Annotated in this window: 13 protein-coding genes; 4 read left to right on the forward strand and 9 right to left on the reverse strand. The window is 54.9% G+C overall.

Annotated features, from left to right (window positions below; genetic code table 11):
- Nucleotides 1–46: 46 nt before the first annotated feature.
- Nucleotides 47–775, reverse strand: coding sequence for a tRNA (cytosine(32)/uridine(32)-2'-O)-methyltransferase TrmJ (trmJ, locus tag AM379_RS02000; RefSeq protein ID WP_032669904.1), 729 nt, complete (start codon nt 773–775; stop codon nt 47–49).
- 130 nt (nt 776–905) lie between these two features.
- On the opposite strand from trmJ, the gene suhB reads away from it, so the two are divergent.
- Nucleotides 906–1,709, forward strand: coding sequence for an inositol-1-monophosphatase (gene suhB / locus AM379_RS02005; protein ID WP_020883019.1), 804 nt, complete (start codon nt 906–908; stop codon nt 1,707–1,709).
- 52 nt (nt 1,710–1,761) lie between these two features.
- On the opposite strand, the gene AM379_RS02010 is transcribed toward suhB, so the two are convergent.
- Both AM379_RS02010 and AM379_RS02015 read right to left on the reverse strand, forming a co-directional pair.
- Nucleotides 1,762–2,742, reverse strand: a complete 981-nt coding sequence (locus AM379_RS02010) for a nickel/cobalt transporter (RefSeq protein ID WP_032678694.1) — start codon at nt 2,740–2,742, stop codon at nt 1,762–1,764.
- Complete coding sequence (locus AM379_RS02015) at nt 2,733–3,371, reverse strand: DUF1007 family protein (RefSeq protein WP_032678695.1); 639 nt, start codon at nt 3,369–3,371, stop codon at nt 2,733–2,735. Before AM379_RS02015 ends, AM379_RS02010 begins: the two co-directional genes overlap by 10 nt.
- Nucleotides 3,372–3,496: 125 nt before the next feature.
- On the opposite strand from AM379_RS02015, the gene csiE reads away from it, so the two are divergent.
- Nucleotides 3,497–4,774, forward strand: coding sequence for a stationary phase inducible protein CsiE (gene csiE / locus AM379_RS02020; protein WP_014171189.1), 1,278 nt, complete (start codon nt 3,497–3,499; stop codon nt 4,772–4,774).
- Here the strand turns inward: csiE and AM379_RS02025 are convergent, their stop codons facing one another.
- The gene (locus tag AM379_RS02025) at nt 4,775–5,914 is read right to left on the reverse strand and encodes a 3-phenylpropionate MFS transporter (protein WP_032678696.1); all 1,140 of its coding nucleotides are present in this window, start codon (nt 5,912–5,914) and stop codon (nt 4,775–4,777) included.
- A gap of 173 nt (nt 5,915–6,087) precedes the next feature.
- On the opposite strand from AM379_RS02025, the gene AM379_RS02030 reads away from it, so the two are divergent.
- On the forward strand, nt 6,088–6,510 hold the full coding sequence (locus tag AM379_RS02030) for a DoxX family protein (RefSeq protein ID WP_014171191.1): 423 nt from the start codon (nt 6,088–6,090) through the stop codon (nt 6,508–6,510).
- 53 nt (nt 6,511–6,563) lie between these two features.
- Here the strand turns inward: AM379_RS02030 and glyA are convergent, their stop codons facing one another.
- On the reverse strand, nt 6,564–7,817 hold the full coding sequence (gene glyA, locus AM379_RS02035; protein WP_020883014.1) for a serine hydroxymethyltransferase: 1,254 nt from the start codon (nt 7,815–7,817) through the stop codon (nt 6,564–6,566).
- 304 nt (nt 7,818–8,121) lie between these two features.
- Between glyA and hmpA the strand changes: the two genes are divergently transcribed.
- Nucleotides 8,122–9,312: an NO-inducible flavohemoprotein gene (gene hmpA / locus AM379_RS02045; protein ID WP_032678698.1), complete on the forward strand. Its 1,191-nt coding sequence runs from the start codon at nt 8,122–8,124 to the stop codon at nt 9,310–9,312.
- Between the two features lie 94 nt (nt 9,313–9,406).
- Here hmpA and glnB read toward each other — a convergent pair whose 3' ends face one another.
- From glnB to qseE, 4 genes are all read right to left on the reverse strand, one after another.
- Nucleotides 9,407–9,745, reverse strand: coding sequence for a nitrogen regulatory protein P-II (glnB, locus tag AM379_RS02050; RefSeq protein ID WP_003860685.1), 339 nt, complete (start codon nt 9,743–9,745; stop codon nt 9,407–9,409).
- A gap of 80 nt (nt 9,746–9,825) precedes the next feature.
- Complete coding sequence (gene glrR / locus AM379_RS02055) at nt 9,826–11,163, reverse strand: two-component system response regulator GlrR (protein ID WP_032678699.1); 1,338 nt, start codon at nt 11,161–11,163, stop codon at nt 9,826–9,828.
- The gene (qseG, locus tag AM379_RS02060; protein ID WP_025203454.1) at nt 11,160–11,909 is read right to left on the reverse strand and encodes a two-component system QseEF-associated lipoprotein QseG; all 750 of its coding nucleotides are present in this window, start codon (nt 11,907–11,909) and stop codon (nt 11,160–11,162) included. Before qseG ends, glrR begins: the two co-directional genes overlap by 4 nt.
- A gap of 1 nt (nt 11,910) precedes the next feature.
- Complete coding sequence (gene qseE, locus AM379_RS02065) at nt 11,911–13,338, reverse strand: two component system sensor histidine kinase QseE/GlrK (RefSeq protein ID WP_025203453.1); 1,428 nt, start codon at nt 13,336–13,338, stop codon at nt 11,911–11,913.
- Nucleotides 13,339–13,698: the final 360 nt, after the last annotated feature.

A 13,698-nucleotide genomic window follows, 5' to 3' on the forward strand; every position in this document is an offset into this window, starting at 1 on the left:
TTTAGTCAGGTATTTAACCTTCCGTGCCGTATCACCAGGATGGGCACTACTCTTTATTCTTTTGCTCAATCGACGCCAGGATCCCGCGCAGAATGTTCAATTCCTGGCTTTCCGGACGCGCACGGGTAAACAGGCGCCGCAGCTTGTTCATTACCTGCCCCGGGTGACCTTCACGGATGAAACCGGTAGAGAGCAGGGTCTGCTCCAGGTGACCATAGAAGCGCTCCAGATCGTCCACCAGCGGGTAGACGGCCTCTTCCTGCGGCTCTGCCGTTGCTTTTTCCTGCGTCGCCAGCCACGCCATACGCACTTCATAGGCAATCACCTGAACGGCCATTGCCAGGTTCAGGGAGCTATATTCCGGGTTAGCGGCAATGGCCACGTGGTAATGGCACTTCTGCAGTTCATCGTTGGTCAGGCCCACGCGTTCACGGCCAAATACCAGCGCTACAGGAGCCTGTTCGGCTTCAGAGACGCTTTTCAGACCGCATTCACGCGGATCCAGCATCGGCCACGGCAGTGTACGGGAGCGGGCGCTGGTCCCGACCACCAGACTGCACCCTGCCAGGGCTTCGTCCAGAGTATCAACGATCTGCGCGTTACCAATGACATCGCTGGCGCCCGCAGCCAGAGCGATAGCCTGTGAGTCGGGTTTCACCAGTGGGTTAACCAGCCACAGGTTCGTTAAGCCCATGGTTTTCATAGCGCGGGCTACGGAGCCCATATTGCCAGTGTGCGATGTCTCGACCAGCACGATTCGAATGTTTTGCAGCATAGTTTTAATGTCTGGATTCTGTGTCTGAAGAATATTCGGCCATATTATCATAAACGAGAGACATATTCCGATCTCGCTGCTATACTCTGCGCCGATTTTCCCGTTCTTTAACATCCAGTGAGAGAGACCGATGCATCCGATGCTGACCATCGCCGTGCGCGCAGCGCGCAAGGCGGGTAATGTAATTGCCAAACACTACGAAACGCCAGATTCTGTTGAAACCAGCCAGAAAGGCAGCAATGATTTCGTAACCAACGTCGATAAAGCCGCTGAAGCGATTATTATCGATACCATCCGCAAATCTTACCCGCAGCACACCATCATCACCGAAGAAAGCGGTGAACTTGAAGGTACCGATCAGGATGTTCAATGGGTTATCGATCCACTGGATGGCACCACCAACTTCGTCAAACGTCTGCCACACTTCTCCGTGTCTATCGCTGTACGCATTAAAGGCCGTACTGAAGTCGCTGTGGTTTACGATCCAATGCGTAACGAACTGTTCACCGCAACCCGCGGTCAGGGCGCGCAGCTGAACGGCTACCGTCTGCGCTGCAGCAATGCACGCGACCTCGACGGTACCATTCTGGCGACCGGCTTCCCGTTCAAGGCGAAGCAGCACGCAACCACTTACATGAATATTCTGGGCAAACTGTTCACCGAATGCGCTGACTTCCGTCGCACCGGTTCTGCCGCGCTGGACCTGGCCTATGTGGCTACCGGTCGCGTTGACGGTTACTTTGAGCTGTCACTGAAGCCGTGGGATTTTGCAGCGGGCGAGCTGATCGCGCGTGAATCAGGCGCCATTGTTTGCGATTTCACTGGCGGCCACAACCATCTGACGACCGGCAACATCGTTGCAGGTAACCCACGTGTTGTTAAAGCCATGCTGGCAAACATGCGTGATGAGCTGAGCGACGCGCTGAAGCGTTAATCCAGCCTGCGGTGCCCTCTCCCGCCGGGAAAGGGCACCATGCTGTACCTGACTAAAACGGCCTTAATCCCCTTCCCACCGGCACCGCGCTCATCCACATCGTTACCGCAGCCACCAGCAGAATCATCCCGCCCGCCAGCGCGAGCGTTGTCCATCCGACCTGCCGCCACAGCACCGGCGTTTTATTGCCGCTGAGTTTGACCGCCAGTTGACGGAAACTATGCACCAGCAGTGCCAGTGACGAAATCGTGAGTGACGTCCCGGCCGCCATGGCCAATGCCGAGAGCATTCCCCAGCCAAATACACCCATCACCTTACTGAACAGCAGCACCATGATTGCCCCTGAACACGGACGCATGCCCATTGAGAGCACAACCATCAGCCGCGCTCGCCAGTCATCACCGTTCTGCAGCTGCGCCTGGGTCGGCAGATGCTGATGTCCACAGCCGCAGTTCGCAGTGTGTTCATGGTGCGGCGTAAAAGCCCTGAACTGGGGTTTGTGCAGCAAAGCCCGCAATTTTTTCAGTGCCCGCCAGCACAGGAGCAGACCCAGCACACCGACCAGCGCGTAACTCCCCTTCTCCAGCCAGAAACTGCTGATATGCAGCTGACGAGCAGGAAGGCGTAATAACGACAGGACGACCACCACCAGCACAATCGCCACGCCGCCCTGAAGTAGCGAAGATGCGAGGGTCAACCCAATGCTTGATTTGAGCCTGGAGGGATGGGTCGCAAGCCAGGTCGCGATCACGATTTTGCCGTGTCCCGGCCCCAGCGCATGCAGGACACCGTAGAGAAAACTGAAGGCCAGAAGAGAACCGCCTGCCTTCGTCGGGTTTTCCGCCACCGCCTTCAGTAAGCCGCTCATCTGCTGGTTGACCTCGCGCTGCCAGACAATGCTTTTCATCATCACCTGCGGCCAGGCGTGCCATAGCCACAATGCGCCGCACACGGCCAGCAGCAAAAAGAGCGCCAGCGGCCAGAGATGAAGCCAGCGGCGTGATTTTCGTGCCGGAGATGCGATCACTGACATTGCAACGTCACCTGCTGTGCGAACTGTTTACCCAACTCCATGTCTTCGGGTGGTGCATCTTCTTTATCGAGAGAGACCGCAAAATTGAGCGTCTCTTCGCTCGGTTTTGGCGTGTGCATTGCCATCGTGCAGGCTTTTTGCAGGGCTGCCGGTAGCGTCACATCACTCTCCTCTGCGTAATGCATATCGACATAGTAAGTGGGATCAAAGGTGGAAAACGTATAGGTCTGCCCAGCCAGCGGCTGCGGATGCGCCAGCGGCAGGACAAACGTCAGTACCGCCTGATGTCCGTCGCGGGTCATGCCATATTCCGTCGGCCTATTCATAAATTTCACTTTTTGTCCGTTGTGCCAGAACTCGGTGAAATAGTGCTGACCAAGCACGTTGGCCATTACTTCCGACGCCAGCTTTTTCCAGATTTCATCCCCGGGTTTTGCATTCCCGGCATCGTACAGCAGGTCAGCCGAGGTGATTTCATCCATCGTCCAGCGCATTTTCAGGCCACTGAGCTGCGTTCCGTCCGTTACCAGCTCGGTTTTCAGGCTGATAAAACTGTGAGGATGCGCGACGACAGCAAAGGGGATCACCGTCAAAAATAACGCCATTGCGCTTTGTTTAACTGTTTGCATCAATTCCTCACGTCATAAATTCTGTGATGTTCGCCAGCAATCCTGAGTGAAAGGCCTGCCGGCGCGCTTTTCAGCGCCCATCCTTTAGCTATTCTTATCAAACATTCCCACTGGATACCCGACAGATGATGACGACGCTTGAAATTCCATCTGTGCTTTCCAGTTCGCAGCGCCGCTGCCAGGTGCTTTTAATGCTTTACCTGCCCGATGCTGCCGTTACCGCACAGAGCATTATCGCTGCCAATGGCGTGGACGACGCTATGGCACGGCAAGATATAGCCGAGACGCGCGATGAAATCCAGCGCTATCACCGGCTCGACATCGTCACGTACCATGACGGTAGCTACCGGATTGAAGGCTCAGCCCTGAATCAACGTTTATGCCTGTTGCACTGGCTGCGCAGGGCTATGCGGCTGTGTCCGCAATTCGTTTCGCATCAGTTTACCCCCGCGCTGAAAACCGCGCTTAAACAGCAGGGCATTGCCCGGCCTCTCTATGACGATACCAACCTGCGGGCGTTGATCAGCTTCTGCTCGCGCAAGCTTCAGCGCCCGTTTGATTGCCGGGACGTACAGTTTTTACAGCTCTATCTGCAGTATTGCCTGATGCAGCATCATCTGGGGAATACCCCGCAGTTTTCATCGGTGCAGCGTAACTGGACGCAATCAAGAGGGGAATATTTCACCGCTCAGGAGATTGTTCGTCACTGGAAACGCCGTGTGCCACAAGGGACCCACAGCGATGAACAACTGTTTCTTGCACTGCTGTTTATGATGCTGCGCACCCCTGACCCTGTGCTTGATAAGCATCAGCAGGATCAGCGCCTGCGTCGGGCAATTGTGCGCATGGTCGCCCGTTTTCGGGCGCAAACCGGGATGAACTTCAGCGATGAACAGGGGCTGACCGACCAGCTTTATATTCATCTGGCCCAGGCGCTGGACCGTTCGCTGTTTGAGATAGGCATCGACAATAGCCTGCCGGAAGAGATCCATCGTCTCTACCCCCGCCTGTTACGCACCACCAAAGAGGCGTTGTTTGAGCTGGAAGCGGAATTCGGGCTGCGTTTTTCTGATGAAGAGATGAGCCTGGTGGCGGTCATTTTCGGCGCCTGGCTGATGCAGGAGACCGATCTGCATGAGAAGCAGGTGGTGTTATTGACGGGAGAGGATAAATCCTGTGAGGACGTGATAGAGCAGCAACTGCGCGAATTGACGTTGCTGCCGCTCAACATTCGATATCAGACACTGCAGGCCTATCAGAAAGAGGGGGCACCGCGCGAAGCGGCGCTGGTCATCACCCCTTATCCGACCGCCCTGCCCCTGTTCTCACCACCGCTGATCCACGCCGTTGAGACGCTGAACACGCAGCAGCAAGAACATATTCGCGCCATGCTGGAATCGTAGCTACGCGCGCGCGGCGACTTTAGGACGAACGAACATCGCCGGTAGGGCGACAAGCGCCATGACCCAGAAGACCCCGTGTCCCAGATGCTGGTAAAGGAAGCCCGCAAAGACCGTCATCACCGCAATGCTGCCGCCCATCGCCACTGCCGAATAAACCGACTGCAACCGAATGACATCCCCGCCTTCACGCGCGGCGATATAGCGCATAGCCGCCAGGTGACATACCGTGAAGGTGCCGCAGTGCAGAATTTGCGCCACGATCAGCCACGGCAGCTCCGTCGTCCAGCCCATAATGCCCCACCGTACGACACCACAGACAGCAGAAAGCAGGAGCAGATCGCGCGCGCCGAAGCGCCGGAACAGCTTTTTGCTCAGCGCGAAGATAATCACTTCAGCGACCACACCAAGCGACCACAGGTAACCCACTGCAGATGCGGAGTATCCTGCCCCCTGCCAGTAGATGGCGCTGAAACCATAGTACGCCGCGTGCGCGCCCTGCAGCAGACAGACGCAGGCCAGGAAACGCCAGCTTTGTGCCACCAGGCTTCGCCAGGCCGGCCAGCCGGCGCTTTCCTGATGACGGCTCTCACCTTGCGGCATTACCGATGGACGCAACAGCATCCCCAGCAGCATGGAGGCAATGCCGATACTCAGCAGCGCAAGGATCGCACGGTAATCGTAAAGGCTAACCAGTTTACCCACCAGTGCAGAGCCGATGACAAAGGCAATTGAGCCCCACAGCCGCACGCGGCCATAATCCATCGTTATCTGTTTTTGCCAGGTGTTTGCCAGGGCATCCGTCAGCGGAACCAGCGGCGAGAAAAAGAGGTTAAAACCGACCATCACCACCATCAGCCATGCAAACTGGTGGCTCACCCAGAAACAGGCGACAAAGACCAGCGTCAACAGCGCCAGAATGCGTACCGCCTTAATCAGCAAGGAGGGATCGCTGACGCGCGGTGCGATCAGCAGGCTTCCCAGGAAACGTGCCACCAGACCAGCGCCAAGCAGGATACCTATGGTCTCGGGCGTCAGGCCGATCCCCTTGAGCCAGACGCTCCAGAAAGGCAGAAAAATACCGTAGCTAAAGAAATAGGTGAAATAACTGAGCGCCAGCCAGCGCGTGGAATGCAAGACCATGAATCCCTCCCGAAATGGAGGCCATAGTCTGGCGAGAATACAAAAATTAAGCAAGTCGATAGTCTGCTATAAATTAACGAAAATTTAACATATTGTGCAGTCATCTGACTTATGGCAGGGAATGAAAATGTGTATTACGTTTAAATTACTCCACTTGCAGAGGTATTTCTGCCATGAACTCACTTCGCTATTTAGATTTCGGCCAGGCACGTCACCTGTTGCTGTTAATAGGTCGTATCGCGCTTGTCGTACTGTTTATTATCTTCGGCTATCCAAAACTGACGGGGTTTAGCGGGACCGTACAATATATGACGTCGCTGGGTACACCCATGCCCATGCTGGCGGCCATTATTGCGGTGGTAATGGAGGTGCCTGCCGCCATTCTGATCGTGCTGGGCTTTTTCACCCGCCCTGTTGCCGTACTCTTTGTATTTTACACGCTGGGTACCGCGATTATCGGCCACCACTACTGGGATATGACCGGTGATGCCGTCATGCCGAATATGATTAACTTCTACAAGAATATCAGTATTGCCGGAGCGTTTATTTTACTGGCGATAGTGGGACCGGGAGCCCTCTCCCTTGACCGGCGTTAACCCATAAAAAAAGGCCGCAATCGCGGCCTTTTTTATTTCTGCAAACAGAAAGATTAAGCGTATACCGGGAAGCGTGCGCAGATTTCCAGAACTTTACCTTTAACGCGCTCGATAACCGCTTCGTCATTGATATTGTCCAGAACGTCACACATCCAGCCTGCCAGCTCTTTCACTTCCGCTTCTTTAAAGCCGCGGCGAGTAACAGCCGGAGAACCGATACGGATACCGGAGGTCACGAACGGGCTCTTCGGATCGTTTGGCACGCTGTTTTTGTTCACGGTGATGTTGGCACGGCCAAGGGCAGCGTCAGCTTCTTTACCGGTCAGGTTTTTATCAACCAGGTCCAGCAGGAACAGGTGGTTCTCAGTACCACCGGAAACCACTTTGTAACCGCGGTTCAGGAAGACTTCCACCATCGCTTTGGCGTTTTTAGCAACCTGCTGCTGGTAAACTTTAAACTCTGGCTCCATCGCTTCTTTCAGCGCCACCGCTTTCGCCGCGATAACGTGCATCAGTGGGCCGCCCTGCGCGCTTGGGAATACGGCAGAGTTCAGCTTTTTGTACAGCTCTTCGTCGCCACCTTTTGCCAGAATCAAACCACCGCGTGGGCCCGCCAGGGTTTTGTGCGTGGTGGTGGTCACAACGTGAGCATGCGGAACCGGGTTCGGATAAACGCCTGCAGCAATCAGGCCGGCAACGTGCGCCATGTCAACGAACAGGTAAGCACCGATGCTGTCAGCGATTTCACGCATTTTTGCCCAGTCAACGATACCGGAGTAAGCAGAGAAACCGCCGATAATCATCTTCGGTTTGTGGGTCTGCGCCTGCTTCGCCATGTCTTCGTAGTCAATTTTACCGGACTCATCAATGCCGTAAGGAATGATGTTGTACAGTTTGCCTGAGAAGTTAACCGGAGAGCCGTGAGTCAGGTGGCCGCCTTGCGCCAGGTTCATACCCAGAACGGTATCGCCCGGTTGCAGCAGCGCGGTGTAGACCGCGAAGTTAGCCTGAGAGCCAGAGTGCGGCTGTACGTTAGCGTAGTCGGCGCCAAACAGTTCTTTAGCGCGATCGATGGCCAGTTGCTCAACGATATCAACGTACTCGCAACCGCCGTAGTAGCGTTTGCCCGGGTAACCTTCAGCGTATTTGTTGGTCAGCTGAGAACCCTGCGCCTGCATTACGCGCGGGCTGGTGTAGTTTTCGGAGGCGATCAGTTCGATGTGCTCTTCCTGACGTACTTTTTCCTGCTCCATAGCCTGCCACAGTTCGGCATCATAATCGGCAATGTTCATTTCACGCTTTAACATCCGCATCTCCTGACTCAGCTAACAATAAAATTTTGGCCTGAAAAGGCAGTCCTGTTGGACGACGGGCAACAGTATAACTGATTAGTTCTGTGATAACAGGTCTTGACAAACGATTTTACGCAAACGTTTTCCTACCCGCCACGCAAGGGTTTGAGGAATAAAGCCCTCATCATTTTCAACGGATTTCTTTTCAGGTTTGTGATGCATATTTTTCACGTTGCAAAGAACCATTTACAACGCAGGGGTATTTTTTATAAGATGCATTTAAAATACATCATTAAAAACACCACTGAAGGACGCTGCTATGCTCGACGCTCAAACCATCGCCACAGTTAAAGCCACTATTCCCCTGCTGGTCGAAACCGGCCCGAAACTCACCGCCCATTTCTACGATCGTATGTTTACGCATAACCCGGAGTTGAAAGAGATTTTCAACATGAGCAACCAGCGTAACGGCGATCAGCGCGAAGCCCTGTTCAACGCCATCGCAGCCTACGCCAGCAATATCGAAAACCTGGCGGCGTTGCTGCCTGCCGTGGAAAAAATTGCGCAGAAGCACACCAGCTTCCAGATCAAACCCGAGCAGTACAATATCGTCGGCGGCCATCTGCTGGCCACACTGGATGAGATGTTTAGCCCGGGCCAGGAGGTGCTGGATGCGTGGGGGAAAGCCTACGGCGTGCTGGCAAATGTGTTCATTAACCGTGAAGCACAGATCTACAGCGAAAACGCCAGTAAGGCAGGCGGCTGGGAAGGTACCCGCGCTTTCCGCATCGTCGAGAAAACGCCGCGCAGCCAGCTCATCACCAGTTTTGAGTTCGAGCCGGTGGATGGCAAGCCGGTCGCTGATTATCAGCCGGGGCAGTATCTGGGCGTGTGGCTGAAGCCTGAAGGTTTCCCGCACCAGGAGATTCGCCAGTACTCCCTGACCCGCAAACCAGACGGTAAACGTTATCGCATTGCCGTAAAACGCGAAGATGGTGGCCAGGTATCAAACTGGCTGCATAACGAGGCTAACGTGGGTGATGTGGTTCATCTGGCCGCGCCTGCGGGCGATTTCTTTATGGCGGTTGAGGCGAATACGCCGGTCACCTTGATCTCAGCCGGGGTGGGCCAGACGCCAATGCTGGCGATGCTCGATACCCTCGCTAAATCAAACCACAGCGCGCAGATAAACTGGTTCCACGCCGCCGAGAACGGTGAAGTGCACGCGTTTGCCGATGAAGTGAATGCGCTGGCTTCCTCTCTGCCACGCTTTACCGCCCATACCTGGTATCGTCTGCCGACGGATGCCGACCGTGCAGCCGCACGCTTTGACAGCGAAGGTCTCATGAATTTGAGTCAGCACGAAGGGGCATTCAGCGCGCCGGAGATGCAGTTTTACGTCTGCGGACCGGTAGCGTTTATGCAGTATGCCACGAAGCAGCTGGTGGAGTTGGGTGTGAATAAAGACAACATTCATTACGAATGTTTCGGGCCGCATAAAGTACTGTAATCGCCCGATGGCGCTACACTTTCCCGGCCGGTGAGTTTTGCAGGCCGGGTAAGCATAGCGCCACCCGGCTGAATCAGGAATCAGGTACTGACGATTAAATCGCGGCGTCGTCTTCTTCACCGGTACGGATACGGATCACGCGTGCCACATCAAAGACGAAGATTTTACCGTCGCCAATTTTGCCGGTCTGCGCCGTACGGATAATGGTATCCACACAGGTATCCACGATATCGTCGCTCACCACGATTTCAATTTTCACTTTTGGCAGAAAGTCCACCATGTACTCTGCGCCACGGTAAAGTTCGGTGTGGCCCTTCTGGCGACCAAAACCTTTCACTTCCGTCACTGTCATCCCGGTGATGCCCACTTCCGCCAGCGCTTCACGCACATCATCCAGTTTGAAAGGTTTAATAATCGCATCAATCTTTTTCATGGTGGGTCCTTAAACTCTTGCCTGTAAGCTGCTTCGTAATCGGTTGCTCACAGTATCATACTCATTCAGATTTTGCGGTACTACTCTTTAAAATCGTTTGCTTCCAGCTCATGGCGGGAGAGCAGCTTGTAGAACTCAGTACGGTTGCGCCCGGCCATACGCGCCGCATGGGTTACGTTGCCTTTGGTTATCTGCAGGAGCTTGCGCAGATAGTTCATTTCGAACTGATTACGCGCTTCTGCAAACGTCGGCAGCGCGGTGTTTTCCCCTTCCAGCGCCTGCTCCACCAGCGCGTCGCTAATGACGGGTGACGAGGTCAGCGCCACGCACTGTTCAATAACGTTCACCAGCTGGCGCACGTTGCCCGGCCAGCTTGCAGCCATCAGCCGTTTCATCGCATCGGTGGAAAACGCCCGGACAAAAGGCTTATGCCGATCGGCCGCCTGGCGCAAAAGATGGTTTGCCAGCAGCGGAATATCTTCCGCCCGCTCGGCCAGTGCCGGAATTTTCAGGTTCACCACGTTCAGACGGTAGTAGAGATCTTCACGAAACTCGTTGCGCGCCATGACTTTTGGTAAATCGCGGTGCGTGGCCGAAATGATACGCACGTTAATATCGATATCGCGGTTACTGCCGAGGGGGCGCACTTTTCGCTCCTGCAAAACACGCAGCAATTTGACCTGCAGCGGTGCCGGCATATCGCCAATCTCGTCCAGAAAAAGTGTGCCGCCTTCTGCCGCCTGGAAAAGCCCTTCCCGGCTGCTCACCGCCCCGGTGAACGCCCCGCGGGCATGACCAAACAGTTCAGACTCAAGCAGTTGTTCAGGGAGCGCACCACAGTTAATCGCGATAAAGGCGTTTTTGCTGCGCGGGCTGGCGTTATGGATAGCCTGGGCAAGGATCTCTTTCCCGGTACCGCTCTGGCCGTTAATCAGCACGCTAACGTCTGACTGTGCCACCATCCGGGCCTGTTCGAGCAGACGCAGCATAATCGGGCTGCGGGTGACGATAGACTCCCGCCACGCTTCATCATTCGACGGAGCCGCGTGCTCAAGCGCGCTGTCGATAGCCTTATAGAGGGCATCTTTATCTACCGGCTTGGTGAGGAAGCTGAATACCCCCTGCTGCGTCGCGGCAACGGCATCCGGAATCGATCCGTGCGCCGTCAGGATGATCACCGGCATGCCAGGCTGCTGCTTCTGGATCTCCGCGAACAGCTGCAGGCCATCCATTTCATCCATTCGCAGGTCGCTAATCACCAGATCAACCTTCTCGCGGCTCAGGACTTTCAGCCCCTCCTGCCCGCTTTCCGCCGTCACCACGCTGTAGCCTTCACTGACCAGACGCATCCCCAGCAGCTTTAACAGCCCCGGATCGTCATCCACCAGTAAGAGATGGGCAGGTTTTCGGCTTGTCATGGCTTCACATCCTCTTGTTTCTGCGCATCACCGTCTGGCGTCGCGGCTGACCCTTTTGGCGCGTCAGGCAGATAATTTCCGGCCGGTTTACGCGTCGAGAGCTGCCTTTCGATGTCGGTCAGGTTTTCAAGCTTGCGCGTCGTGGTATCCAGTTGAGCACGCAAGTGCTGCTCCTGCTGGCGCAGCGTATCAAGCTCGCTGTCGGTGGATTGCTGTAATTTGCTGTAGCGAAAACGCTCTTCAGACAACTGCAGTTGTAACGCCTGACCATCACGCCAGAGCTGATACACCGGGCGCACCTGCGCCGGAAGATTTCCGACAAACGTGTCCAGCCGCGTGACGTTGGTGCGACGCTCGACGGGGGTGATTTTCGCATCCGCGAGTAAAATTCCACGCTTGAACGCGTCCTGCCAGGTATCGTCATTGAGCATCGCCGCTTGCGAGCGCGCCTCGACCGGCGCCAGACGCTGAGCGCAATCTATTCCACGTAGCCAGAACAGCGGATTGCTCTCGACGTCATGCCCCGACAGATTCCAGATGTCGTCACAGCGGGTCGACAGAAAATCTGCCAGCTGATTATCTGGCCATTTATCTTGTTGTTTATCGCTAATCGCACTTTGCGGCACATGGGAAACACAGCCCGCCAGAAATAAACAGGGCAGGCTCAGGCGAAACATATTGCTGGAAAACACCGCGCGCACGGCGCGGGAAAAGACGTGTGACATACTCACCAGGCATAGATTCATTTCATTGATTTTTCCGGCTCAGGGGCAGTTCAATACGGAAGCAAACATCTGACCGTTCGTCCGTGGCAATTTTCAGCTCACCCTGCATGCGTCGTATGCAGTCCCGGGCAATACTCAGGCCCAGCCCACTTCCTTTTACCGCCCCTTTCCGCTGATGACTTCCCTGGAAAAAGGGTTCAAAGATCATGGTTTTTTCGTCATCAGGGATTGGAGTGCCGGTGTTAGCGACGTCAATAAACACCCGTGAACCATTCGTATAACTTCGGATATAAATGTTACCGGATTCAGTACCATAGTGCACCGCATTGGAGTAAAGATTATCCAGAACGCTCATCAACAGCATCGGTTCCGCGAGGCAGGTTGGCTCACTGAGCTCCACCCCGGTATGCATCATTTTAGCTCTTGCTGGCAAGCTATGGGCGGAGATCACCATATCCACCAGCGGCGCAATATCGACGTTTTCCAGCACCACCGCGCCATCCGCCAGCTTGCGGTTGTAGTCCAGCAGTTGCTCAATCAGCTTTTGCAGATTGCGGCTGCTGGCATCCAGGATGTCGACAATCTCTTTCTGTTCGGGCGTAAGCGGCCCCGCCACTTCATCTGCCAGCAGTTCCGTTCCTTCGCGCATGCTGGCAAGCGGCGTTTTAAGCTCATGGGAAATATGACGCAAGAACTGATGGCGCTGGGATTCCAGCCATGCCAGACGTTCAGAAAGCCAGATAATGCGCTGGCCAACGGAGCGCAACTCGCGAGGACCTTTAAAGGCGACCGTATCCCCGAGAGACTTCCCCTCGCCCAGGCGGTTAATCATGCGCTGGATACCCTTCACCGGGCCGATGATCATGCGGGTAAAGAGCAGAACAAGACCGAGGCTGACGAGGAACAGCACCAGCGCCTGCCAGCCAAAGAACTGGCCACGTTCCGCAATCTCCTGCTGCAGCTGTTGCCCGCGCGAGAAGATAACCGTGCGGGTAGACTGCACCATCTCGGTATTGGCATTCGCAAAGGCTTCCAGACGGGCAGCCGCTGCGGCATCCGGGCCGCTGTTCTTACACTGCAGTTGCGCCAGATCGTTCAAATCCTGACGTAACGCCTGATAAAGCTTATCGTCCGGCAGCACCCCTGCATGGGCGTCCAGCATTTCACTGTAGCGTTTACGTTGATTCTGATAGACCTTTTCCAGAGTAGGATCGTCAAGCACGCAGTACTGCCGATAGCTGCGTTCCATCTCCAGCGCGGCGTTAGTCATCGCTTCACTGCGTCGGGCGTCGATCAGCGTCGTGCGGTTAGTCAGTGCCGCCTGCGCACTCAGCGCGTTGAGACTCTGCCACGCCTGCCATGCCAGGATCAGCAAAGGCAGCAGGATCAGCAGAAAGGCCATCATGACAAGCTGTCGCAGGGAACGAGGAAAAACGGGCCAGCGTTTCAACGCATTACTCTCTTTATCGGGGTTTGAGGAGAGCGTAACTGAGTCTGCCCTTCAGATACAACAAAGCCGGGTAAAAACCCGGCTTTGTCATGGAATGAGGCGGTGCCTAACTCGACGTTTCGCCCTGGCCTGATAAAGCAACGCTATGATCAGTAGTTGGACGGCAGGCACCTTTTTGTGCGTCATTCGAAGTTTATGTAGCACGTCCCGAAGGGGCTGACATAAGAAGGTGAATGAGCCACTGATTAATATTATGCAACACTCGTGCCATAATGCAAAACAATAAATTATCTTGTTGATATTTAACTATTTTATGCAATTATGCCGTTAATTGCCAGCTGAATGATTTCCAGGCTAAGT

Source organism: Enterobacter cloacae complex sp. FDA-CDC-AR_0132, from assembly GCF_003010695.1.
In the GTDB taxonomy this organism is placed as follows: Bacteria; Pseudomonadota; Gammaproteobacteria; order Enterobacterales; family Enterobacteriaceae; genus Enterobacter; species Enterobacter ludwigii.

Coding starts and splice junctions, on each gene's coding strand:
- AM379_RS02030 (WP_014171191.1), top strand. CDS start 6,088: ATGAACTCACTTCGCTATTTAGATTTCGGCCAGGCACGTCACCTGTTG.
- trmJ (WP_032669904.1), bottom strand. CDS start 775: ATGCTGCAAAACATTCGAATCGTGCTGGTCGAGACATCGCACACTGGC.
- AM379_RS02015 (WP_032678695.1), bottom strand. CDS start 3,371: ATGCAAACAGTTAAACAAAGCGCAATGGCGTTATTTTTGACGGTGATC.
- qseG (WP_025203454.1), bottom strand. CDS start 11,909: ATGAATCTATGCCTGGTGAGTATGTCACACGTCTTTTCCCGCGCCGTG.
- glrR (WP_032678699.1), bottom strand. CDS start 11,163: ATGACAAGCCGAAAACCTGCCCATCTCTTACTGGTGGATGACGATCCG.
- hmpA (WP_032678698.1), top strand. CDS start 8,122: ATGCTCGACGCTCAAACCATCGCCACAGTTAAAGCCACTATTCCCCTG.
- AM379_RS02025 (WP_032678696.1), bottom strand. CDS start 5,914: ATGGTCTTGCATTCCACGCGCTGGCTGGCGCTCAGTTATTTCACCTAT.
- glyA (WP_020883014.1), bottom strand. CDS start 7,817: ATGTTAAAGCGTGAAATGAACATTGCCGATTATGATGCCGAACTGTGG.
- csiE (WP_014171189.1), top strand. CDS start 3,497: ATGATGACGACGCTTGAAATTCCATCTGTGCTTTCCAGTTCGCAGCGC.
- glnB (WP_003860685.1), bottom strand. CDS start 9,745: ATGAAAAAGATTGATGCGATTATTAAACCTTTCAAACTGGATGATGTG.
- suhB (WP_020883019.1), top strand. CDS start 906: ATGCATCCGATGCTGACCATCGCCGTGCGCGCAGCGCGCAAGGCGGGT.
- AM379_RS02010 (WP_032678694.1), bottom strand. CDS start 2,742: ATGTCAGTGATCGCATCTCCGGCACGAAAATCACGCCGCTGGCTTCAT.